This is a genomic window from Natronococcus sp. CG52, assembly GCF_023913515.1.
In the GTDB taxonomy this organism is placed as follows: domain Archaea; phylum Halobacteriota; class Halobacteria; order Halobacteriales; family Natrialbaceae; genus Natronococcus; species Natronococcus zhouii.
Genome location: NZ_CP099391.1, coordinates 2,796,629 through 2,817,295 on the forward strand (window position 1 = coordinate 2,796,629; position 20,667 = coordinate 2,817,295).

A 20,667-nucleotide genomic window follows, 5' to 3' on the forward strand; every position below is an offset into this window, starting at 1 on the left:
CTCTCGTTCCTCAACGGCGGTAGTGTCCGAATCGCGACCCCGACCAGCGGACGGCCCGAGATCCGGTTCGACGACGATTCGTTCGCACGTTCGCTTCTGCAGCGTCATACGCTCCCTTTGCTTTCCAAGGTAAAGTTCGTTTGGTATAAACGGAACCGTTGTTAACCGAACGTCGGGTCGAACTCGATTCCCCTCGTTCGGCCCGGCTACTCCTCGGAAGCGAGTCCCCGCAACGCGCCCTCGCCGATCTCCTCGAGGACGTGCTCGTGAAACGCCTGCAGAGCCGCGCTCTCGTCTTCCGCGAGGACGACGTCGCTCGCGGAGAGTGTCGCCAGCCCGAACGCCCGCGGCGTCGGCGAGTCGACCAGTCGGCGCTCGACCGTCAGTTCGCCGGAATCGATCGCGCCGACGATCGCCTCGATCTCGTCGACGTTGAGTTTGTCCTCGAGAATCTCGCGGTAGGTCTCCTCGATCACCGCGAACTCCTCGAGATCCTCGGCGAAGCCGAGCAGCATCTCGCTCGAGACCTGCTGTTCGCTGGCGGACTTCTCGTAGCCCTTGTACCGTTTGAGGATCATCAGCGACCGGGTCGCGTTGATCCGGAAGTACCGCTGGAGCAGGTCGGTTCCCGAGATCGCCGATCGGAGATCCTCGCGTACCCGGTCGGCCTCGAGATCGTCGAGGATGCCCTCGAGGTCGACCTTCCGGTTCAGCGGCATCGAGAGCACGAAGCCGTTGTCCGCGACGGCGACCCGGACGTTGGCCGTCGCCTCCTGGGCGCAGCGGTAGGCCAGCAGCCGGGAGAACCCGTCGTTGACCTTTCGGCCGTAGTTCGAGTGGACGTAGTAGTGGCGCTCGTACTCCTCGCGGTCCCGCACGACCTCGACCGCGAGCCGTTCGTCGGTGCTCACGCTCTCGACACCCGCGTACCGGATCTGGTGTTCGAACAGGCGCGCGATCGCCCGGACGCTGTCGTCGTCGAGCGGAAACTCACGCAGCCAAGCGCGGACCCGCGACGGCCCGCCCGTCTCGTAGTGCTCGAGCAGGTCGGCCTGGAACGCGAGGATCTCGCAGCCGAGGTCGTAGGAGAGCGGCAGCCGTTCGGAGTACCACGAGGGAACGGTCGGACGAGCGCTGGTGTGGTCGACGTAGACTTTCGAGCCGCGCCGGTAGCGGTACTCGAAGTGGTTGCCGCCGAGGACGAAGACGTCGCCCTTCTCCAGGGTATCGAGGTAGTTCTCGTCGAGTTGGCCGACCCACTCGTCGCTCGCGCGGGTGTGGACGTCGCAGGTAAACGAGTCCGGGATCGTCCCGATGTTGGTCATGTAAATCACCCGGGCGAGTCGGCCTCGCTTGCCGATCAGCGGCTCGCCGACGGGGAACGCCTCGTGGTGGTGTTCGCCCTCGGGTGGGTCGTTCTCGTCGCACCAGATCTTCGCGTAGACGTTCCTGTCCTCGAGCCCGGCGTACTCGGCGGTGAGGTAGCGCACGAGCGACTCGTACTCCGCCTCCGAGTAGTTTCGGTACGGATACGCCCGCCGGAGGATCTCCTTCACTTCGGATTCCGGGCGAATCTCGGCGATCGCCATCCCGTAGACCTGCTGGGCCGCGACGTCCTGGGCGTTCTCGGGGATCGACACAGAGTCGACGAACCCGTCCTCGGCCTTCTTCAGCATCACCGCGCACTCGAGCAGTTCGTCCCGGTCCAGGGCGATCACCCGCCCCGCGACGGTCTGACCGACGCGGTGGCCGGCGCGGCCGACCCGCTGAAGGAGGGCGGCGACCGACTTGGGCGACCCCACCTGCACCACGAGGTCGACGTGGGGCATGTCGATCCCCAGTTCGAGCGAGGTCGAGGAGGTGACGACCTCGAGATCACCGCCTTTCAGCCGTCCCTCGATATCCTGGCGGACCTCCTTCGAGAGGCTGCCGTGGTGACAGCCCGAGTTCTCGTCGTCGTAGGCGTCGAAGCGCTCGCGGAGGTTGTGCAGGACGCGCTCGGCCCCCGACCGGGTGTTCGTGAACACGAGCGTGTTCGTGTGTTCCTGGACGTGCTCGTGGAGCATGTCGTAGAACCGATCCTGAACGACCTCCCGGGAGGTGTTGATGAGGTCGTCGGTCGGACACTCGAGTTCGATGTCGAACTCGCGGGCGAAGCGGGCGTCGACGATGTCGTAGGGTCGCGGCTCACGGGTCGCTTCGTTCCCCGTCTGCTCGCGGGCCTTTGGCCCGTCCGCACGGTCCGAGGAACTCGACGAGTTCCTCGCTACTCGCTTTTCCGAGGGGTCCGCAGAAGTGCTCCGGACTTCTGATGGGCTGCGAGAATCGCTCTGCGATTCTCGAACGCGCGACGCCTCGCTTGATCCTCCGCCAGGCTCCTGTTGCCCCACCAGGAACTCCGCCACCTGCGAGAGCGGTTCGATCGTCGCCGAACAGCCGATCCGCGTGATCTCGCGGTCGACCATCGCCTCGAGTCGCTCGAGGCTTACCGAGAGGTGCGTTCCCCGTTTCCCGCCGGCCAGCGAGTGGATCTCGTCGACGATAACGTACTCCACGGTTCGGAGCTTCTCGCGGAATTTGGGGGAGTTCAGCAGGATGGCGAGCGTCTCGGGGGTCGTGTTCAGGATGTGTGGCGTCTCCTCGAGCATCTGCTGACGCTCGTAGGAGTCCGTGTCGCCGTGGCGGATGGCGTGGCGGATCTCGCCCATCTCCTCGCCGCCGGCTCGCGGGCGATCCCCGCTCGCACCTTCCGCTGCACTACGTGCCGCGCGCTCGCCGGCGATCGATTCGATCCCCTCGAGGGGCACCTCGAGGTTGCGGTGGATGTCGTTGGCGAGCGACTTCAGCGGGGAGACGTAGAGGCAGTAGACGGAGTTCTCGAGCGTTTCGTCGAGCTCCCGGCTCCGCCGGTAGAGTTCGTTGATGATCGCACAGAAGCTCGCCTGGGTCTTGCCGCTGCCCGTCGGCGCACAGATCAGCGTGTTCGTCCCCTCGTGAATCTTCGGAATCGCGCCCTCCTGGGGCGGCGTGAAGAAGCCGTCGTTCTCGGGAACGAACTCGCCGAACTCCTCGAGCCACCACTCCTGGACCGCCGGCTCGAGCAGATCGAAGACGTCGCGATCCTCGATGGTGGCGGCGTCCGGATCGAAGGAGAGATCGTCGTCGGAGACCGGCAACTCGAGACCGTCGTTCCCGTCCATCACTCTGGTCTGCGGGACGACTATGCAAGAGGGTTTGGTCAGCGGAGTGGAAGTGAAAACGGGTTCGAGTGAGCGTTCTTCAGTGCCGGGTCGATCGAGCCGGGGATTGCAAGGCCGACGTTTATACTGTCGACCGGCGGGAGAGAGTTACGAACCGCCGCCAGGAACGAGTCGATACCGTAATCATCCCTCGTAGCGGTTCGTCCGCCGAAATCGTGCCCGTGGCACGTCGCGTGCTTTGATCGCCGCAGTCGTCGCTCGAACGTCGAACGGTCCGCGGTTCGACGGCACTCGGGCGACCGACAGGTCGACTCACGCAAACGCCCCCTGAGTAGCTCATGACCGGACTGACTCGTCGCCATCTGCTCTGCGGCCTCTCGCTCTTTGCCGGAGCGGGAGTCCTGTCCGCCGCGGCGCGAGAGCGCCGGCTGTTGGCTTCGAACTCCGATTCCGCCCCGATCGCCGGCGGATCCGGATTCGATCCGGCCGTCAACGGGTTCGGGTTCGACAACTACTCGAGCACGTTCGTCTCCCCGGAGCCGACCGAGTTCGTTTCCAAAAGCGATCTCAGAGACGCTCTGCTAGCCTACTGGAACGGCCGTTTGCAAGGACGGATGACGGTCGCGCTGAACGGCCGTCTCGAGCCCCGGATCGGAGCGATCGTCGACCGCCTCTACGCGAACGCTAACCGGCTGTTCGGAACGAAGGGGTACTGTTACGGCATGGCGGCGGCGGCGCAGTGGTACTTCGAGGACCCGGCTGCCCTCCCCATCGACCGCGATTCGGCGAACGAGATCGCACACGTGGACGACCCGCTCGATGATCGGTCCTCGACGCCCGTGCGAGACGATATCGAGCTGTTCCACCGGAGCCAGTTTCTCAACGCCGACTCGTGGTTACAGCGGTGGGTACTCCTTCGACCCGAGTGGATAGACTACCGATCGCAGGCGCGCGAGCTTCGTGCGACGATCGACGAGTTCGGTTCGGCGGGCGTGACGATCACCGGCGAAAACGTACTCAGGGGCCACTACGTGCTCCTCTACGACTACGACGTGACCGATAACGGCGTGACGTTCACCGCCTACGATCCGAACTACGCCGCCGACGAGTACGCGGCGACGGACGACTCGCGCACCATCGGGGTCGACGCGACCAGTTACGAACCGCTGCTGGGATCGTACGACGAGAAGTACGACCGGTTCCTGTTCAACCCGGAGGATCGATCGATCCGCGCTCGAGCCAGATCCGACCGAGTCCAGTAATCCGCGCTCGCGTCCACCCGTCTTCCCGAGCGAGCCGAACGGTTTCGTTCCGCGAGTCGGCGCTACAGCTCCGTCACCACCTCGACGCCTCGAGTGTCGTACTCGGACATCGCCGCGAGCCGATCCGAGACGTCCTCGAGCCCGACCCGTCGGGTCACCAGGTTCCCGGGTTCGAGTCTGCTCGACTGGATCATTCGGAGGAGTTCGTCGTATCGAGAGGGCGGCATTCCTCGGGAACCGACGAAGGTGACGTCCCAGCGGGTCATCTCGTCGATCGGCAGCGAGACCTCCCCGCGCTCGGCCGCGGTGGTCAGCCCGATCTGGACGTGGGTTCCTCGAGTGCGGAGACAGTCGAGGCTGTTCCGGCAGGTCTCCGCGCGGCCGAGGGCGTCGACGGAGGCGTGGGCTCCCCCCTCAGTCACCGCCTCGATTTCGGTCGGAACGTCGACCTCGCCGCTCGCGTTCGCCGTCGCGTCGGCGCCCAGGTCGGCCGCCATCGAGAGCGGCTCATCGCGGACGTCGACCGCCACGACGTTCGCCCCGAGCGCACTGGCGATCTGGACGGCGGCGAGGCCGAGACCACCGCAGCCGTGGACGGCGACCCAGTCGCCGGCCTCGAGGTCGGCCCGGTGGGCCAGCGCGTGGAAGGCCGTGACGTAGCGACAGCCGAGCGCGGCCGCGTCTGCCGCGGAGACGCCGTCGGGGAGCGAGACGGCGTTGAAATCGGCGTGCGGAACGTGGACCTGCTCGGCGAACGCGCCGGGGACGCTCTCCTCGAAACCCAGCGCGTAGCCGTCCTCGCACACGTTTCCGTGCCCGTTTCGACACTGCGGACAGGATCCCTCGCCGAGGTTGAACGGGATCGCGACGCGGTCGCCGACCGCGAGTCGGTCGACCCGGTCGCCGACGCGGGCGACCCGTCCCGCCGGTTCGTGGCCCAGGATCTGTCCGAGCGACACCTGATCGTCGGCCCACTCGCCGTGGCCCTGCCAGGCGTGCCAGTCGCTCCGACAGATTCCGCAGGCCTCGACGTCGACGATAACGCCGTGTGCGGCGAGTTTGGGCGGATCGATCGATCGAATCGCGAGCGGTTCGCCGTAGGCCTCGAGTACTGCAGCGCGCATACGTACGGCTCCGGCGCCGGCGAGTTAACTGTTGACGGACGCGGCGACTGACGAGCAGCCAGCCTTATCGGGAGGGACGTCACACAGAGGCGTATGCGCGTTACCTTTCTCGGCACGGGCAGTGCGATGCCCACCGGCGAACGCTTCCAGACCGGCCTCCTCGTCCAGGAAGACGGCCGAACCCTGCTAGTCGACTGCGGCTCCGGCGTCCTTCACCGCCTCCAGCAGTCCGGCGTCGGCTACGAGAACGTCTCGACCGTGCTGCTCACGCACCACCACCTCGACCACGTCGCCGACCTGCTGCCGCTGATGAAAGCCCGCTGGCTCGCCGGCGAGGACCACCTCGAGATCGTCGGTCCGCAGGGAACCAAGTCACTCGTCGACGACCTCCTCTCCGTTCACGAGTACATGCAGGGCAAACTCGACCTGCAGATCCGCGAGGTCGTTCCGGGGGAGTTCTCGGTCGCGGGCTTCGAGGTTTCGGCCTACGAGACGCGTCACTCGCTGCCCTGTCTGGCCTACCGCTTCGGCGATCTGTTCACCTTCAGCGGCGACAGCGAGGCGTTCGCCGGCCTGGCGAACTTCGCCGAGGGGTCGGCGATCCTCCTCCACGACTGTTCGTTCCCCGACGACGTCGACGTCTCGAACCACCCGACTCCCGAGACACTCGGGCGCGAACTGGCCGGCCGAGAGATCGGCCGCGTCTATCTCACGCATCTCTATCCGCACACCGAGGGACGCCGCGACGAGATGCTCGAGTCGATCGGCTCCCACTACGACGGCGACGTTCGGTTCGCAGAGGATCTCAAGACGATCTCCGTCGAGTGAGAGGCGATCGGTCAAAACCGACAACCCGCCGTCAAATTCACGATAATTGTGATGAACGGTCTGAACTCACCGGGACGGTCGCTTCGTTCAATACACCCCCATCCTGTAGAGAGATGTATCGTGAAGAACAGAGACGAGGGGTGGACGAGCAGTTCCGACGGTCACGTACCCACGCTGCCGCTCGAGAACGACGGACGGCGCTCACGGATGGCCGACGGATGACCGCTGACGAGCGGGAGAAATCGGTCGCGATCTGCGAGGGGTGCGGGACGGTCTGTGCCGTCTGGGTGACCGGTGACGGCGACGTGATGCCGGTCAGTTCGACGAGCAACTGCGAGTGTCACGAACCGGCACTTCGCGTGCTCGACGCAGAAACGATCGGGTGAACGGAGGAACGGTACCTCGCGCAGCGTCACGTTCGCTCGGGTACTGCCGTTCTCACTCCGAACGAGAGGCTCTCGCGAGCGATCGGAAAGGATCAGTCCGATCCGGACGCCTCGCCGAGCGCTTCGAGGGGCGGAACGACTCCCAGTTCCTGGAACAGTCCGAGCGCGTCGTAACTCGTCCACATTTCGACGATCCGTCCGTCTTCGACGCGGTACATCTCCATTCCCGACACCGAGACGCGCTCGCCGGTCGGCTCCAGCCCCAGAAGTTCGCCCTCGTGCGTGCCCCGAGCGGTGTACCGTAACGCGGCGATATCGTCCTCGGCGATCACGGTCTCGACCGCGTACTCCAGGTCGGGAAACGCCGCTCGGTAGGTCTCCACGTACTCCCTGTAATCGTCACGTCCTCGCGGTTCGCCGGTCGAAGACGGATCGTGCAGGACGAACGATTCCGCGAAGAGGTCGTCGATCGCGTCGAGGTTTCCGTCGGTCCAGATCTCCTCCGGGTCGCGTCGGACGAGTTCGTTGATTCTCGTTGTCATATAGTTCTCGCCGCCTCGTTATCGTGTTCTGCCGAGTCCAACCGGCTACTCGCGCGGACTCGAGTCCTCGAAACGGCTCGGAGAGCTACGACGAACTGGCTTGTAAACCTGGTCTGCGCCTCCGCGATCGACAGCCCTCGAGTACACCTGTTAGTACCAAACTAACAACAGCTATATCCCGAGCCGTTAGTAATCTCCTTACAACAGATGACGCCGCCCCTCACGCCGACGAACCCGCCGGGTGATCCCCGGTGAGCCTTCCCGACCGCGTCGCCAATGCGATCACGGCGAACGCGAAGATCGTCCTGCTCGCGCTGCTGTTGACGACCGCACTGGTCGGCGCGGGAATGCCGATGGTCGACGACGACTCGTCGCTCGATCAGTACGAGAGCGACTCGGAGGAGGGGGCGGCCCTCGAGTACAGCCAGGAGAACTTCACGACGGACGACGCCGAGGACACGACGACCGTCCAGTTGATCGTCAGGGGTGACAACGTCCTGACGAAAGAGTCGCTCGTCTCCTCGCTCGAGTTCCAGCAGGAGATTCGCAGTAACGAGTCGATCAACGCCACGCTCGCCGAGGACGATCCGATCGTCGGCGTCGAGAATCTCGTGGCGACGACCGCGATCCGCGAGGAGCAAGCTGCCGAACTCGAGGAACGCGGCGCCGACCTCGAGCAACGGAGCGCAGAGCTCGAAGCCCGGAGCGAGGAACTCGAAGAGCGCAGTTCCGAACTCGAAGCCCAGAGTGAGGAACTCGAGCAGCGAAGCGCGGAACTCGAACAGCGCAGCGAGGAGCTCGACGGGACCGCCGCGGAGCTCGAGGCCGGGCTGAACGAGACCGTCGAGATCGAGACGGAGTACGCCGAACTGAACGCCTCGCGCGATGCGGATGAGATCTCCGACGAAGAGTACGAACAGCGGTCCGCTGAGCTCGACGAACAGCTCGAGAGCGTCTTTGCGGAGGCGACGGCCGACCTGACCGACGAACGGGCGGCGCAGTACGACGAGGCGATGGACGACGTCGGTGCGATTCAGTCGGAGCGCGTCGAACTCGAGCGGGCCAACGAGGCCGGTGAAATCTCCGACGAGGAGTACGAGCAGGGCCTGGCGGAACTCGAGGAGGAACGGGAGGGGGTCTTCCTGCAGGGGACCCAGGGTGTCCTCGAGGACGAGTACGCGCAGCTCGAAGCCGAGAGCGAGGCGCTGCAAGAAGAGAGCGAACAGCTCGAGGGGGAGAGCGAGGCCCTCGAGGAAGAGAGCGAACAGCTCGAAGCCGAGAGCGAAGCACTCGAGGACGACTTCGAGCAGCTCGAGGCCGACCAGGAAGAACTCGAGAACGCGGACTCACCTTCGATCGACGAACAGATCGAACAGATCGAGTCGATGAACGAGTCGACGTACGAGGAGACGCTCACGAGCGTCCTCGGCGACGACGATGGGGCGGGCGGCAACCTGGCGCTTCGCCTGATGCCGAACGACTACGACCCCGGTTCGACGAGCGCCGAGTCGCGGATGATCTTCGTCACGCAGTTGACCGACGGCGGCGACTTCCAGGGACCTGAGGGCGGCGACGACGAGATCACGGCGAGCCAGCTCGAGCTACAGGAGCTCGCACAGTCCCAGGACGACGAGATGCTCGTCTTCGGCGCGGGTCTCATCACCGACGAGATCGACCGCTCGATGGCAGACAGTCTCGCCATCGTCGGCCCGCTCGCGCTCGCGTTCGTCGTCGTCGCACTGCTGGTCGCCTACCGCGATCCGCTGGATATCGTCCTCGGCGTCGCGGGCGTCCTCGCCGTGCTGGTCTGGACGTTCGGCTTCATGGGCTGGGCGGGGATCGCGTTCAACCAGATGTTCGTCGCCATCCCCGTCCTGTTGATCGGGCTCTCGATCGACTACGCGATTCACGTGTTTATGCGTCATCGAGAACAGCGCGAGGACGACGGCGTCTCCGGGACCGTCCGCGGCTCGATGACCGTCGCGCTCGCCGGCGTCGGCGTCGCACTCGTCTGGGTGACCGCGACGACGGTGATCGGCTTCCTCTCGAACCTCGTCAGTCCGATCGGCCCGATCCGCGAGTTCGGGATCGTCAGCGCGTTCGGTATCCTCGCGGCGTTGATCGTCTTCGGCGCGATGATCCCCGCCGCGAAGGTGGTGTTCGACTCCTGGCTCGAGGGCCGGGGCATCGATCGACACAAGCGGGCGTTCGGCACCGGTGGCGGCCGACTCGGTGACGCGCTCTCCGTGGGTGCGATCGCCGCCCGAAAGGCGCCGCTGGTCGTCCTCGTCGCCGTCCTGCTGGTGACCGCGGGCGGGGTTTACGGCGCGACGCAGGTCGACACCAGCTTCGAAGACGAAGACTTCCTCGCCGACAGTCCGCCGGCGTGGACCCAGAACCTCCCCGAGCCGTTCCAGCCCGGCGAGTACACCGCGAAGGAGAACCTCGAGTACGTCGACGAGAACTTCCAGCGCCAGGACTCGGAGGCGCAGTTGCTGATCAGGGGTGACGTGACCGACGACGACACCCTCGAGCGGATCGAAGCCACGGAGGCGGACGCCGCCGACAGCGACGTCGTGTACGTACTGGCGAGCGGCGAGGCGGACGTCCGCAGTCCGCTGGCGACGATGGAGAGCGTCGCAGCCGAGAACGAGTCGTTCAACGAGTCGTTCCAGGCGGCCGATACGAACGGCGACGGCGTCCCGGATCAGAACGTCGAACAGTTGTACGACGAACTGTACGAGGTCGACGCCGAGGCCGCGAGCGACGTCGTCTACCGAACCGCCGATGGCGAGTACGAAGCCGTTCGAATGATCGTCTCGATCCGGGGCGACGCGCCGAGCGAGGACACGACCGACGAGATGCGGGCGCTCGCCGCCGACTTCGAGAGCGGTGGACCGTGGTCCGCCGTGGCGACCGGCGATCCGATCGTCGGCCACGTCGTCGAGCAGGACCTGCTCGATACGGTGCTCGAGAGCCTGCTGATCACGCTCGTGGCCTGTCTGCTGTTCCTGACGAGCGCCTACAAGCTGACGGGCAACAGCGCGACGCTCGGGGCCATCACCCTGCTCCCGGTCGCGCTCGCGGTGAGCTGGATCCTCGGGACGATGTACCTGATCGGGATGCCCTTTAACGTCCTGACCGGGATGATCACCAGCCTGACGATCGGTCTCGGCGTCGCCTACAGCATCCACGTGAGCGCCCGGTACACGCTCGAACTCGAGCGCCAGGGCTCGGTCTGGGACGCGATGCACACGACGGTGACCGGCACCGGCGGCGCGCTGCTCGGCAGCGCGGCGACCACCGTCGGCGGCTTCGGCGTGCTCGCCTTCGCCATCCTCCCCGCGCTCGAGCAGTTCGGCGTCATCACCGCGCTGACGATCGTTTACGCGTTCCTGGCGAGCGTGATCGTCCTGCCGACGCTGCTCGTCCTCTGGACGCGGTACTTCGGTCCCGACGTCTCGTTCGAGTCCTCGCCGGCGAGAGCCCCGGCGGCGAGCGACGGGGGAGTTCCCGACGACGGAGCGTCCAGCGAGGGAGGTGAAGATCGATGACACCCAGCGAGGCCGAAGCGCTCGAGGCGTTCGAGCGACTGGGACTCACCAGCTACGAGGCGAAGGTGTTCATCGGCCTGCATCGCATCGGCTCGGGGACCGCCCGGGACGTCGCCCGCGTGGTGGACGTCCCCCGATCGCAGGTGTACAGCGTCGCCGAGAGTCTCGAGGAGCGCGGGCTGCTCGAGGTCCAGCAGTCCAGTCCCATCCGCTACCGGCCGGTAAGTATCGAAGAGGCCCAGAACACGCTCGAGGATCGGTTCGAGCGCGAGCGGGACCGCGCGTTCGACTACGTCTCGGCGGTCAAACGGGAGCCCGACGGCGAGGAGACCCAGGAGGACATCTGGACGGTCCGCGGACGCAGCCGCGTCGACGACCGCATCGCCGATATCCTCTCCGCGGCTAACCGGCGGCTGGTGTTCGGGACGCGGCTTCCGGAACTCGTCACGCCCCAGATCGAGCAGGCGCTCGAGGAGCGCATCGCCGCCGGCGTCGACGTCAGCGTCGTCAGTAGTAGTGCAACGGTCCGCGAACGGCTCGGCGCGCTCGAGGGCGTGGCGGTCAACGCGCCGCCGCCACACCGCAAGAGCGACCAGCGATCGGGCCGGATCGCTCTCGTCGACGACGACAGCCTGCTGCTGAGCGTCGTCGACGACGACGGCAGCGAGACCGCCATCTGGAGCGCGGACTCGCTGTTCGCCTCCGTGCTGATCCAGCTCATCGAGGCGAGCGACGAGACGATCGAGTCGACAGATTGAGCACGAACCGTTCCGCTGACAGGCGGGGGTGATTATCGTCCTGGGGCCACACCGAGAAACTTTTACTCATCCCCGAGTAATTGATTTTGATGATGTGGCAAGACCTCGTGTTTCTCGCCGGAAGCGTCCTCTCGATCGTCTTTCTCGCTCCGACGATTCGAGATGCGACTGCGCGAATCCCGCTCGGATCGAGCGTCCCGTCGATGACGATCGGTGCGGTGTACGCGTTTACGTACGCGACGATGGGAATGACCTTCTCCGCACTCGGCTCGCTGGGCGTTGCAACGATGTGGTCGCTGATCGTGTGCTATCGCTCGCCCCGATCGCGGACGGGGCCCGGGAATATCGTTCTCTTCGTCACGGAGCTATTTCAGCAGGGCCGCCAACTGGTGACTAACGCCCGTACGGACCGACAGCCCGCACAGTCCGACGGCCACCAACCGGCCGACTAGTCGTTTTCGAGGCGCGCGGCGCAGCGGCGGATACCGGAACCGATCGTCGATAAGCGACGAGCCGAGAAGTCGTTGCTGTCGAGGTGTCCCTCGATCACGTCAGTGGGAGTTCTCTTCCACCGCGCTCGGTTCGCGGTCCTACCGAGCGGCTGTTCCACCACCGATGCCGTCCGAAGAAGAGTTTTTAACGGGGCGTTCACTCGAGCCGGTAGCGAAGTAGCGCCGCGATTCCGCCCAGATTCGACAGCTGCTGGCCCGGCGGGAACTCGCTCGAGAACACCGTCACCTCGCCGCCTTTCTGCTCGGTCGTGCGGACGAGTTGGTCGATGTCGACGGCCCACTCCCCGTCGGGACCGCGCTCCTTCCGGAGTCGGTCGTCGAGCACCAGCAGGCGTTCGATCGCGCCGTACTCGGCGGCCTGCTTCACTTCCTCCGGACCGTACGCCGCTTTCGCCCCCTGCGCGATGCGCTGGGTGAGGTCGTCGATGTACTCGGCCTCGCTCTCGATCCGGGTCTCCTGCTGAACGTCGGCGACGGCCCCGCGCTTGAGTACCTCGTGGACCCCGCGGTCGCCGACGCTGGCCGTGTCGACCATCGTGATCAGCTCTGCCACCTCGGGTTCGTTCTGTTCGATGTACTTGTAGGCGTCCTGCTTCGTGAAGCCTGGACCCGCGAGGATGATCGCGTCGGCGTCCTGTCGCTCGAGCACGTTAGCGAGCTCTGCGAACAGCTCCGATCGCCCGCGAGAGTACTCGCCTTTCCCCGTCGTGCCGGTGATCGTCGCTCGCTCCTCGGTGCCGTACTGGGCGACCGTGTGGACGTGGGCCTGCCCCTCCTCGACGGTCGCGATGGCGACGTCGGGGTTCTCGGTGGCCTCCTCGGCCTCCTCGAGGCGGGCCTCCTGGTCCGGTTTGAACCGCTTCTCGATCGACAGCTCCTCGCGTTCCTCGACGTTCAGGGTGTGGTGAAAGCCCAGCTGGTCCTCCCGCGAACAGGCGACGATCTCGCCGCCGACGCGCAGCCGGTTGGCGAACTTGTGGAACTCGATGTCGTCGACGGCGATGGCGACCCACATGGGCTCGCGCTCGCCGCCCGTGTCGCGCATCTGATCGTCGTTGCGCTGGATCCGCCGGGTCGTGTCGCCCGCGACGCGGTCGCCGGGCTCGAGGACATACTGGAGGTGCCAGAGGTCGTCCACGCTCTCGGGGACGACGGTGAGGCGCTCGCGGCCGCCCTCGATCCGTTCCCGGTCTTTGATCTGCATACCCGTCAGTCCGGGAGGGCGGCTAAAAGGTGCTGTTGTTCGCGGACTGCGGAGCCGACTCGTCCGGTAGGACTCCGATCTCGATTCGCAACCGCGCGTTCGACGGCGAACCGCTTCTCGAGGAGCGACGGAAACGGGTCCGGCTGTCGACACTCGTCTTTACCGGAAAGAATGGCGGCTATCTCGGTTCGAGCTATCGGCGGCGTCCTGATTCCCTCGAGCGGTTTCCGTTCGAACCGTCGTCGTCTCACCGGTAAGCATTGCCCGGGTCAACGGACAGAGACCCGTCGCCGACCAAACGGTCGTATGACGATCGCAGTACGAACGCTCGACGACGGCGCGTGGATCAGCGTTAACGACAGCCGACAGGTGAGCGTGAGCGACGTCTGGACCCTCTCTCGCGGCTCGTTTTGCGAGTGTGAACCGGCGTACGTCCTCCTGGAAGGATTCTTCGGCGTCGACGTCAGCGGATCGGTCGTCGTCGCGGACACGGTCGGACGGTGTCTCGAGTGCGGTACGCAGGACTCGATCGAGCGGTTACCCGTCGGTCGGATCGTCGACGGCGAGTTCAAACCGTACAGCCCCGAGGGCGTCCAGTCGATCGTAGAGCCCGGTCCCGAAACCGAGTGAAACGGTAGTGGCAAAGATAGCCGGGATACGCGAGAGCCGGGGAGAACTGACGACAGAACGAGGGGCTTATGCGGACGGTACATACAACGGGTATCAATGGCGAGTGACGTCGAGCAGTGGAAGGACGAACTCTACGGTACCGATATTCGCGCGGAAATCGAACGATTCGCCGAGGAAGGCTGGGAAGCGATCCCCGACGACGAACACGACGCCTGGTTCGAGCGCTTCAAGTGGTACGGGCTGTACCACCAGCGCGCCGGCCAGGAGTCGTACTTCATGATGCGGATCGGCCCACCTGGCGGCGTCCTCGAGCCGGGACAGTTCCGGCAGATCGTCGAGATCGCGGACGAGTTCTCCCGCGGTCCGGCCGAGAATCCCGAGTTCGGGAACGGCTGGATCGACGTGACGACCCGACAGGCGATTCAGCTGCACTGGATCCGGATCGAAGACGTCCCCGAGATCTTCGACCGACTCGAGGAGGTCGGTCTCTCGACGGTCCAGGCCTGCGGCGACTCCTGGCGAAACATCGTCGGCTGTCCGGTCGCCGGCAAGGATAAACACGAGCACGTTGACGCCGACGCTCTCGCGACCGAACTGCACGACACGTTCAAGCAGAACGAGGCGCACTCGAACCTGCCCCGGAAGTGGAAGGTGTCGGTGACCGGCTGCGACGAGGGCTGCGGTCAGGGTGATATCAACGACCTCGCGTTCGAACCCGCCGAGAAGGAGATCGACGGCGAGACCGTCACGGGATACAACGTTCGCGTCGGGGGCGGCCTCTCGCGCAACGAACCGCGCTTCGCCCGCAACATCGACGTCTTCGCCACGCCGGAGCAGGCGGTCGACGTCGCGGGCGGCATCTCGGCGCTGTTCCGCGACAACGGCGACCGCGAAAACCGGTACAACGCCCGTATCAAGTTCCTCGTCGACGAGTGGGGGCCGGAGAAGCTTCGTGAGACGCTCCAGGAGGAGTACGTCGACTTCGAACTCGAGACCGCGGGCGACGACCTCCGCGAATCGTACTCGTACAACGCGGGTGAGGCCGACGGCAAGCACGACCACGTCGGCGTCCACGAGCAGGTCGACGGCGACTACTACGTCGGACTGAACGTCCTGGTCGGCCGAATCGGCGTCGACGAAGCCTACGATCTCGCCGACGCGGCCGACGAGTACGGCTCGGGCGAGGTCCGACTGACCCAGCGCCAGAACATCATCTTCACCGACGTCGACGAGGAGAGCGTCGACGACCTGCGCGAGGTGCCGGTTCTCGAGAAGTACAGCCCCGATCCGCACCCGTTCCAGCGCGGCTCGATCGCCTGTACGGGCACCGAGTTCTGTTCGCTCTCGATCGTCGAGACGAAGAACCGCCAGGTCCGCTACGCCCGCTGGCTCAAGAACAACGTCGAACTCCCCGAGGGCGTCGAGAACTTCCACGTTCACCTCTCGGGCTGTACGGCCTCCTGCGCCCAGCCCCAGATCGCCGACGTCTCCCTGCGCGGGATGAAGACGCGCAAGAACGGCGAGCCGGTCGAGGCGCTCGACATCGGCCTCGGCGGCGGTCTCGGCGAGGAGCCGCAGTTCGCCTCCTGGGTCGCAGAACGAATCCCGGCCGACGAGGTCCCCGGTGCGATCGCGAACCTGCTCGAGAACTTCGCCGAGGCGCGCGACAGCGAGGAGCAGAGCTTCCGGGAGTTCGTCGCCGACCGGGACGACGACGAACTCGCCGAGCTGATCGAGCCGGAGGAGACGGACTACGACGATCCGTTCATGCACAACACGAAGCGGACGTGGTATCCCTACGCCGAGGACGACGACCTCGACGCGAGTCCGGCCCCCGCACAGGAGGACGGAACGCCGATCCCGTCCGACGACTAACCGGGCACCGGGTCCGATAGACGCGGACCAGAACTGTTGTTATGACGTCTTTCGAAATTCCGACCGAGATGACTGCTCTCGAGCGCAGCGAGATCGATCGACGGCGGCTGCTCCGGGCGGCGGGAGCGAGCGCGCTGGTCGCGATCGCAGGCTGTGCGGGCGACGACGGTGACGACGCCGAAGGCGAATCGGACGACGAGGAGGACGCGGACCCCGAATCGGTCGACGTCCCGGAAGACGCAACCTGGCGGACCGCTTCGCTCGTGGACGTCTCGACGGACGAGGAGTTCCGCATCGCGGACCTCGATCGGCCGGCGGTGGTCCACACGTTCGCGCGGGGGTGTGCGGTCTGTCACGCACAGCAACGCGAGTTCGGCGAGTTCTACGCGACGGCCGAGGGCGACGTCGAAATCGTCGACCTCACGATCGATCCGAACGACGACCCGGACGAGATTCGGGAGTACGCGGAGGAAGACGACTTCGGCTGGCGGTTCGGGACCTCGCCGGAACCGGTCACGGGCAGCCTCGTCGACAGCTTCGGCCAGGACGTGACCGTCAGCGCGGCCTCGCCGGTGGTCCTCGTCTGTCCGGACGGCGAGGTGTACAGTCTCGAGAAAGTCGTCGACGGCGATCAACTCGAGTCGATACTCGCGGAGGTCTGTTGAGTTGCGATCCGTCGAACCCGATCCGAGGAACCCGTGATATCGACCGTCACCGCGCTGCTCGAGTTCTTTCTGATCGGCCTCGCGACGCCGCTTACGGCCGCGTGCGTCCTTCCGCTGTACCCGTCGTTCGTCGCGTACCTGGTGTCCGCCGGCGACGGCGATCGGCGAACTTCGGAAGCGGTGCTCGGCCTCCTCGTCGTCGCCGGGGTGATCGCGTTCATGGCGGTCGTCGGACTCCTGTGGACCATCGTGCTCGGTGCCGGGATCGCGGACGCCGTCCAGCGCCTTTCTCCGATCGCCTTCGGCACGTTAGCGGTCGTCGGCGCGGCGCTCGTCGTCGCGCCGAACGGCTTCGCCCGGTTTCCGACGATCGAACCGCCACACGACAGGTATCCGACGCTGTCGGCGTTCGGCTACGGCTTCTTCTTCGGCGCGATCGTCATCCCCTGCAACCCGGGGTTGATCGCGCTGTTTTTCGCTCGGTCGACGGTCGCCTTTCCGCGGTTCGACTCGCAGCTGGAGGTCGTGCTCGGCTTTCTCGCGTTCGGGCTGGGAATCGGCGCGCCCCTGCTCGCGTTCGCGCTCCTCTCGCAGTCGTTCGGCCGGCGGGTCACGCGGACGCTCGCCCGACACAGTTCGCCCCTGAACCGTCTCGTCGGCCTCGTCCTTCTCGCCGTGTCGCTGTACTACCTGCTGTTCGTCTTCTCGGTCGGTCCCGGAACCGGCGGTCTCGAACCGCCGATCGGTTCGGCGGCGATACCGTCGGTCGGCGCTCTCCGAGTCGTCTCTCCCGCAGTTCGTCCGGCAGTATAAGTACGCCCGAGCGCTCTATCGGACTAGACAGATGGCAGACCGACTGATGAAAGTCAACGCGTACACGACGCTCGATCTCGCCGACGCCGTCGCGAAGGGACACGACTTCGAAACCGAGTCGCTCGCCGTCGTCAACGCGACGGCGGACAGAGAAGAGCCGGACTACGTCCGACTCCAGTTCGAACTCGACAACATGACCGAGGACCACCTCCCCGCACACATGGAGGAGATTCGGCTCACGCCCGACGAAGCGCGGTCGATCGCGACCGATCTCGAGAAACACGCCTCCCGCGTCGAGCAGGCGGACGGCGTTCGAGAGTAAGCGCGGGCGGCGCTCACCGAAGCTCCTCGAGTTTGTCCTTCGCCTTGTCGACCGTCGAGTCGAACGTCTCCTCGAGTTCCTCGACGGAACGCTCGACGTGGTAGACGCGTTCGCTCGGGACTCGCCGGACGACGTCGTTGCCGTCGTCGTCGGTCCCGTACTCGAACAGCCAGTGATCCTGGAAGTAGGCGATGTGGTCGTTGTCGACGGTGGCCTTTTCGATCTCGCCGGACGCCGTTTCGTAGACGATGGTCGCTCTACCGAGTTCAGCCATACCGTGTTCCACTGTGCGAAGCGGGGAAGACACTGTCCCGGCAGATGCAATCTTCGCCTCGGGGAGGAGTTCGGAGCGGGGCAAACCGCCAATGTACACGAACAATTGTCGTTGTTAGGCTTGCTCGGTATTACCGCTACGGTCCTATCGGTGGTATGAATCTTGGACACATAGCTCGACTCGAAGACTTCGGCAAGCGATCGCTCGTAACCCACGCGATCATGGCGCTCTCGTTCGCCGGTGCGATCGTCGCGGGGCTGTTCGTCGAGGGCGAACTGGGACTGGTCTCGTTCGTCGCCCTCCTCAACTTCACCGCTGGGGTGTGGGTCGCCCAGTCGATCCACTCGCTCGGTCACGGCTCGCGCGGTGGCGAGTACAACGGTATCCTGAGCGAAATCGTCGACTTCACCGATACGAAGAGCAGTTCCGGGCTCGACACCGGCCGGCTGGCTCGCCTGTTCACGCTGATCGCCGCCGTGACGGCAGTTTCGCTGCTGACGTCGGCTCAGGTCCTGGTGGGGCCGCTGTTCTCGATCGCCGTCGTCGCCGTCGGGAGCGTCGCGCTCGTGACCGCGATCGTCGGGTTCCTGATCGCCCTCGGGACGTCCTACGACGAGTCGATGCACCACTGGGAAACCGAGGTCGAGCGTCAGAGCGGTGCGCCCGGTGACCAGAAGTAGCCCTTCGAATTCTCCTCACAGGGAACGCGGGTGCTCGACGCCGACACAAGACCCTGCTACTCGTTTTCGGCCGAGTTAGAGCCAACACTCGACGCGCAAGCGTCCGATTCCGCGGTTGAACGGGGCTACTCAACGTCGTTCCGATCTGGATCGTCCGCCCGGCGACGAATCGGTCGGCAAAGGCGGCGCCAGGCGCCGAGCCTATATACTCGTCGCCGGAAGCACGACTATGCAGACGGCGCTCCGGGCCGACGGCTGGACGCGGATGGACGGCGTCGCGGTTCGCGGCCGCGCGTTCGAGGGCGAGAGACTGCTCGAGGGCTCCGCGCTCGCGTCCCGGTTCGCCGACGCTCGGGGCACCGACGAGCCGACCCTCGAGGCCGTCGCCTCCGTCGCGGCGACGCTCGAGGGCTTTTTCGCCGCCGCCGTCCGCGGTCCGGACGCGACGCATCTCGTCGCCGACGGCGCCCGCTCGATCCCGCTGTACTACGACACCCGGGGAACGGTCGTCGCCGATCAAGGGCAGATCGTCCGCGACGCGCTCGAGGCGAGTCACGATCCGATCACCGAGAGCGAATTTCTCCTCACGCGGTACGTGACGGGACCCGAAACGATCTGGTCGGGGGTCCGTTCGACCCAGCCCGGAGAAGTCGTCCGCGTCGGCAGTGAGGGCAGTACTCGCCGCACGTACCGCGACTACTGGCCGGCGAACTCGGCCGACCGGCGACCGGACGCGTCTCGAGCATCTCCGGGTCAGTCGCGAGCGCGGCTCGAGTCGGCTCTCGAGACGGCGCTCGATCGGCTCGAGCGCGTCGCCGGCGACCGCCCCGTCGTCGTCCCGCTCTCGGGCGGCTACGACTCCCGGCTGCTCGCGTCGGCGCTCGTCGAGCGCGGCCGCGAGGTGATCGGCTTCACGTTCGGTCGCTCCGGCCACCCCGACGTCGAAGCGAGCAGGGAGATCGCGGCCCGACTCGGAATCCGGTGGGAGTTCTGTGACTACGACGAGTCGACGTGGCGCGAGTGGTACCACGGACCGGCGGGACGAGCGTACAGGCGGCGAGCGTTCGGCGGCGACGCCCTTCCCTTCCTCGCGGAGTGGCCCGCGGTCCGGCAACTGGTCGCCGAGGGGCGACTACCGACGGACGCGCTGTACTGTCCCGGCCACACCGTCGCGACGCCGAGCGAGCGGCTTCCGCAGTTCGCCGGTGAGCGGGACGACGACGCGCCGTCCTCGAGCGTCGGCTGCGGACCGGCCGTCGACGCGGATGACGACGTCGACGATACGGACGACAGAGAACGGGTCGAGCCGTCGCTCGAGGCCCTGACCGACTACGTCCTCGAGCGCCACTACGCGCTGTGGGACTGGGACGACGCAACGTTCGAACGGGCGGCCCGCGAGCGTATTCGGCGGGGGCTGCTCGGCGACCGCGATCCCGGCGCGGTGACCGATCCGGAGAGCGCGGCCGCGGCCTACGAGCGCTGGGAATGGCGCGGACGGATGGCGACGTTCACGAACGGCGACCTCCGGGCGTACGAGGACGCGGGCCTCGACTGGTGGCTCCCGCTGTGGGACCCCGCGTACGTCCGCGCCTGGGAGCGAGTACCGCTCGAGCAGCGGCGAGGGAAGGGACTGCACGCGGATCTCGCGCTCGAGTACTACCGTCGCGCGGCGGACGTCCCTCGGGACAGGGTCGGGGTGACGGACCGATCGCTCTCGCCGATCGATCGCCACCTCGCGCTGGTTCGCTACACACCGACTCGGCAGTTCACCGAGCGAGGCGGGGACTGGGAGCCGCCGTTTCTCGCGCCGCGGTCGGCCTGGAGCGAACCGGGAAGTCATCCCCTGTCGTGGTACGAGATCCTCGACGACGACCTGCTCGATCGACTGCCGCCGTTCCGGAACCTCTACGCGCTGCGAACGCTGGCCGCGACGGGCCGCCTCGGGATCGCGGACCCGACGGGGCCGGTTCCGGACGGTTCGACCCTCGAGCTACCGATCGAGGACCGCGACTGAGCCCGATCGAAAACGCGGCCCTTA

The 20,667-nt window shown here is 66.1% G+C and carries 18 protein-coding genes; 13 read left to right on the top strand and 5 right to left on the bottom strand.

The window, feature by feature from the left end:
- Positions 1–206: 206 nt before the first annotated feature.
- Entirely contained in the window at positions 207–3,200 is a 2,994-nt protein-coding gene (locus NED97_RS14125) for an ATP-dependent helicase (RefSeq protein WP_252487660.1), read from the bottom strand.
- Positions 3,201–3,538: 338 nt separating this feature from the next.
- Between NED97_RS14125 and NED97_RS14130 the strand changes: the two genes are divergently transcribed.
- Entirely contained in the window at positions 3,539–4,462 is a 924-nt protein-coding gene (locus NED97_RS14130) for a hypothetical protein (RefSeq protein ID WP_252487661.1), read from the top strand.
- A 62-nt stretch (positions 4,463–4,524) separates the two neighbouring features.
- Here NED97_RS14130 and NED97_RS14135 read toward each other — a convergent pair whose 3' ends face one another.
- Positions 4,525–5,586 carry a zinc-dependent alcohol dehydrogenase family protein gene (locus NED97_RS14135; RefSeq protein ID WP_252487662.1) on the bottom strand — a complete coding sequence of 354 codons (1,062 nt, stop codon included), beginning with the start codon at positions 5,584–5,586 and terminating at the stop codon, positions 4,525–4,527.
- Between the two features lie 93 nt (positions 5,587–5,679).
- On the opposite strand from NED97_RS14135, the gene NED97_RS14140 reads away from it, so the two are divergent.
- Both NED97_RS14140 and NED97_RS14145 read left to right on the top strand, forming a co-directional pair.
- On the top strand, positions 5,680–6,414 hold the full coding sequence (locus tag NED97_RS14140; RefSeq protein WP_252487663.1) for an MBL fold metallo-hydrolase: 735 nt from the start codon (positions 5,680–5,682) through the stop codon (positions 6,412–6,414).
- Positions 6,415–6,554: 140 nt separating this feature from the next.
- The gene (locus NED97_RS14145) at positions 6,555–6,800 is read left to right on the top strand and encodes a hypothetical protein (protein WP_252487664.1); all 246 of its coding nucleotides are present in this window, start codon (positions 6,555–6,557) and stop codon (positions 6,798–6,800) included.
- 92 nt (positions 6,801–6,892) lie between these two features.
- Here NED97_RS14145 and NED97_RS14150 read toward each other — a convergent pair whose 3' ends face one another.
- Complete coding sequence (locus NED97_RS14150; protein ID WP_252487665.1) at positions 6,893–7,342, bottom strand: ester cyclase; 450 nt, start codon at positions 7,340–7,342, stop codon at positions 6,893–6,895.
- Between the two features lie 251 nt (positions 7,343–7,593).
- Here NED97_RS14150 and NED97_RS14155 point away from each other — a divergent pair, with 251 nt between their 5' ends.
- From NED97_RS14155 to NED97_RS14165, 3 genes are all read left to right on the top strand, one after another.
- Complete coding sequence (locus NED97_RS14155) at positions 7,594–10,896, top strand: MMPL family transporter (RefSeq protein WP_252487666.1); 3,303 nt, start codon at positions 7,594–7,596, stop codon at positions 10,894–10,896.
- Complete coding sequence (locus NED97_RS14160; protein WP_252487667.1) at positions 10,893–11,654, top strand: TrmB family transcriptional regulator; 762 nt, start codon at positions 10,893–10,895, stop codon at positions 11,652–11,654. The genes NED97_RS14155 and NED97_RS14160 overlap by 4 nt, the downstream gene beginning before the upstream one ends.
- Positions 11,655–11,743: 89 nt before the next feature.
- Complete coding sequence (locus tag NED97_RS14165; RefSeq protein WP_382206984.1) at positions 11,744–12,106, top strand: hypothetical protein; 363 nt, start codon at positions 11,744–11,746, stop codon at positions 12,104–12,106.
- A gap of 196 nt (positions 12,107–12,302) precedes the next feature.
- Here NED97_RS14165 and NED97_RS14170 read toward each other — a convergent pair whose 3' ends face one another.
- Complete coding sequence (locus NED97_RS14170) at positions 12,303–13,370, bottom strand: mRNA surveillance protein pelota (protein ID WP_252487668.1); 1,068 nt, start codon at positions 13,368–13,370, stop codon at positions 12,303–12,305.
- A gap of 306 nt (positions 13,371–13,676) precedes the next feature.
- Between NED97_RS14170 and NED97_RS14175 the strand changes: the two genes are divergently transcribed.
- The 5 genes from NED97_RS14175 to NED97_RS14195 all read left to right on the top strand — a co-directional run bounded on the left by NED97_RS14175 (position 13,677) and on the right by NED97_RS14195 (position 17,675).
- Positions 13,677–14,000, top strand: coding sequence for a hypothetical protein (locus tag NED97_RS14175; RefSeq protein ID WP_252487669.1), 324 nt, complete (start codon positions 13,677–13,679; stop codon positions 13,998–14,000).
- Between the two features lie 96 nt (positions 14,001–14,096).
- Entirely contained in the window at positions 14,097–15,875 is a 1,779-nt protein-coding gene (locus NED97_RS14180) for a nitrite/sulfite reductase (RefSeq protein WP_252487670.1), read from the top strand.
- A 68-nt stretch (positions 15,876–15,943) separates the two neighbouring features.
- Positions 15,944–16,540: a TlpA family protein disulfide reductase gene (locus tag NED97_RS14185; protein ID WP_252487671.1), complete on the top strand. Its 597-nt coding sequence runs from the start codon at positions 15,944–15,946 to the stop codon at positions 16,538–16,540.
- A gap of 33 nt (positions 16,541–16,573) precedes the next feature.
- Positions 16,574–17,353, top strand: a complete 780-nt coding sequence (locus NED97_RS14190; RefSeq protein ID WP_252487672.1) for a cytochrome c biogenesis protein CcdA — start codon at positions 16,574–16,576, stop codon at positions 17,351–17,353.
- 31 nt (positions 17,354–17,384) lie between these two features.
- Positions 17,385–17,675, top strand: a complete 291-nt coding sequence (locus NED97_RS14195) for a DUF6360 family protein (RefSeq protein ID WP_252487673.1) — start codon at positions 17,385–17,387, stop codon at positions 17,673–17,675.
- A 13-nt stretch (positions 17,676–17,688) separates the two neighbouring features.
- On the opposite strand, the gene NED97_RS14200 is transcribed toward NED97_RS14195, so the two are convergent.
- A complete protein-coding gene (locus NED97_RS14200) occupies positions 17,689–17,949 on the bottom strand; it encodes a hypothetical protein (RefSeq protein WP_252487674.1) in 261 nt (86 codons plus the stop codon).
- Between the two features lie 155 nt (positions 17,950–18,104).
- Here NED97_RS14200 and NED97_RS14205 point away from each other — a divergent pair, with 155 nt between their 5' ends.
- Positions 18,105–18,629, top strand: coding sequence for a hypothetical protein (locus NED97_RS14205; RefSeq protein WP_252487675.1), 525 nt, complete (start codon positions 18,105–18,107; stop codon positions 18,627–18,629).
- Positions 18,630–18,858: 229 nt separating this feature from the next.
- Positions 18,859–20,643, top strand: coding sequence for an asparagine synthase-related protein (locus NED97_RS14210; protein ID WP_252487676.1), 1,785 nt, complete (start codon positions 18,859–18,861; stop codon positions 20,641–20,643).
- The last annotated feature ends 24 nt before the right edge of the window (positions 20,644–20,667 follow it).

What these genes read in the sequence shown, in the direction of transcription:
- NED97_RS14200 (WP_252487674.1), bottom strand. Translation starts at nt 17,949, where the DNA reads ATGGCTGAACTCGGTAGAGCGACCATCGTCTACGAAACGGCGTCCGGC.
- NED97_RS14160 (WP_252487667.1), top strand. Translation starts at nt 10,893, where the DNA reads ATGACACCCAGCGAGGCCGAAGCGCTCGAGGCGTTCGAGCGACTGGGA.
- NED97_RS14210 (WP_252487676.1), top strand. Translation starts at nt 18,859, where the DNA reads ATGCAGACGGCGCTCCGGGCCGACGGCTGGACGCGGATGGACGGCGTC.
- NED97_RS14125 (WP_252487660.1), bottom strand. Translation starts at nt 3,200, where the DNA reads ATGGACGGGAACGACGGTCTCGAGTTGCCGGTCTCCGACGACGATCTC.
- NED97_RS14165 (WP_382206984.1), top strand. Translation starts at nt 11,744, where the DNA reads ATGATGTGGCAAGACCTCGTGTTTCTCGCCGGAAGCGTCCTCTCGATC.
- NED97_RS14135 (WP_252487662.1), bottom strand. Translation starts at nt 5,586, where the DNA reads ATGCGCGCTGCAGTACTCGAGGCCTACGGCGAACCGCTCGCGATTCGA.
- NED97_RS14140 (WP_252487663.1), top strand. Translation starts at nt 5,680, where the DNA reads ATGCGCGTTACCTTTCTCGGCACGGGCAGTGCGATGCCCACCGGCGAA.
- NED97_RS14185 (WP_252487671.1), top strand. Translation starts at nt 15,944, where the DNA reads ATGACTGCTCTCGAGCGCAGCGAGATCGATCGACGGCGGCTGCTCCGG.
- NED97_RS14170 (WP_252487668.1), bottom strand. Translation starts at nt 13,370, where the DNA reads ATGCAGATCAAAGACCGGGAACGGATCGAGGGCGGCCGCGAGCGCCTC.
- NED97_RS14150 (WP_252487665.1), bottom strand. Translation starts at nt 7,342, where the DNA reads ATGACAACGAGAATCAACGAACTCGTCCGACGCGACCCGGAGGAGATC.
- NED97_RS14205 (WP_252487675.1), top strand. Translation starts at nt 18,105, where the DNA reads ATGAATCTTGGACACATAGCTCGACTCGAAGACTTCGGCAAGCGATCG.
- NED97_RS14180 (WP_252487670.1), top strand. Translation starts at nt 14,097, where the DNA reads ATGGCGAGTGACGTCGAGCAGTGGAAGGACGAACTCTACGGTACCGAT.
- NED97_RS14175 (WP_252487669.1), top strand. Translation starts at nt 13,677, where the DNA reads ATGACGATCGCAGTACGAACGCTCGACGACGGCGCGTGGATCAGCGTT.
- NED97_RS14195 (WP_252487673.1), top strand. Translation starts at nt 17,385, where the DNA reads ATGGCAGACCGACTGATGAAAGTCAACGCGTACACGACGCTCGATCTC.
- NED97_RS14130 (WP_252487661.1), top strand. Translation starts at nt 3,539, where the DNA reads ATGACCGGACTGACTCGTCGCCATCTGCTCTGCGGCCTCTCGCTCTTT.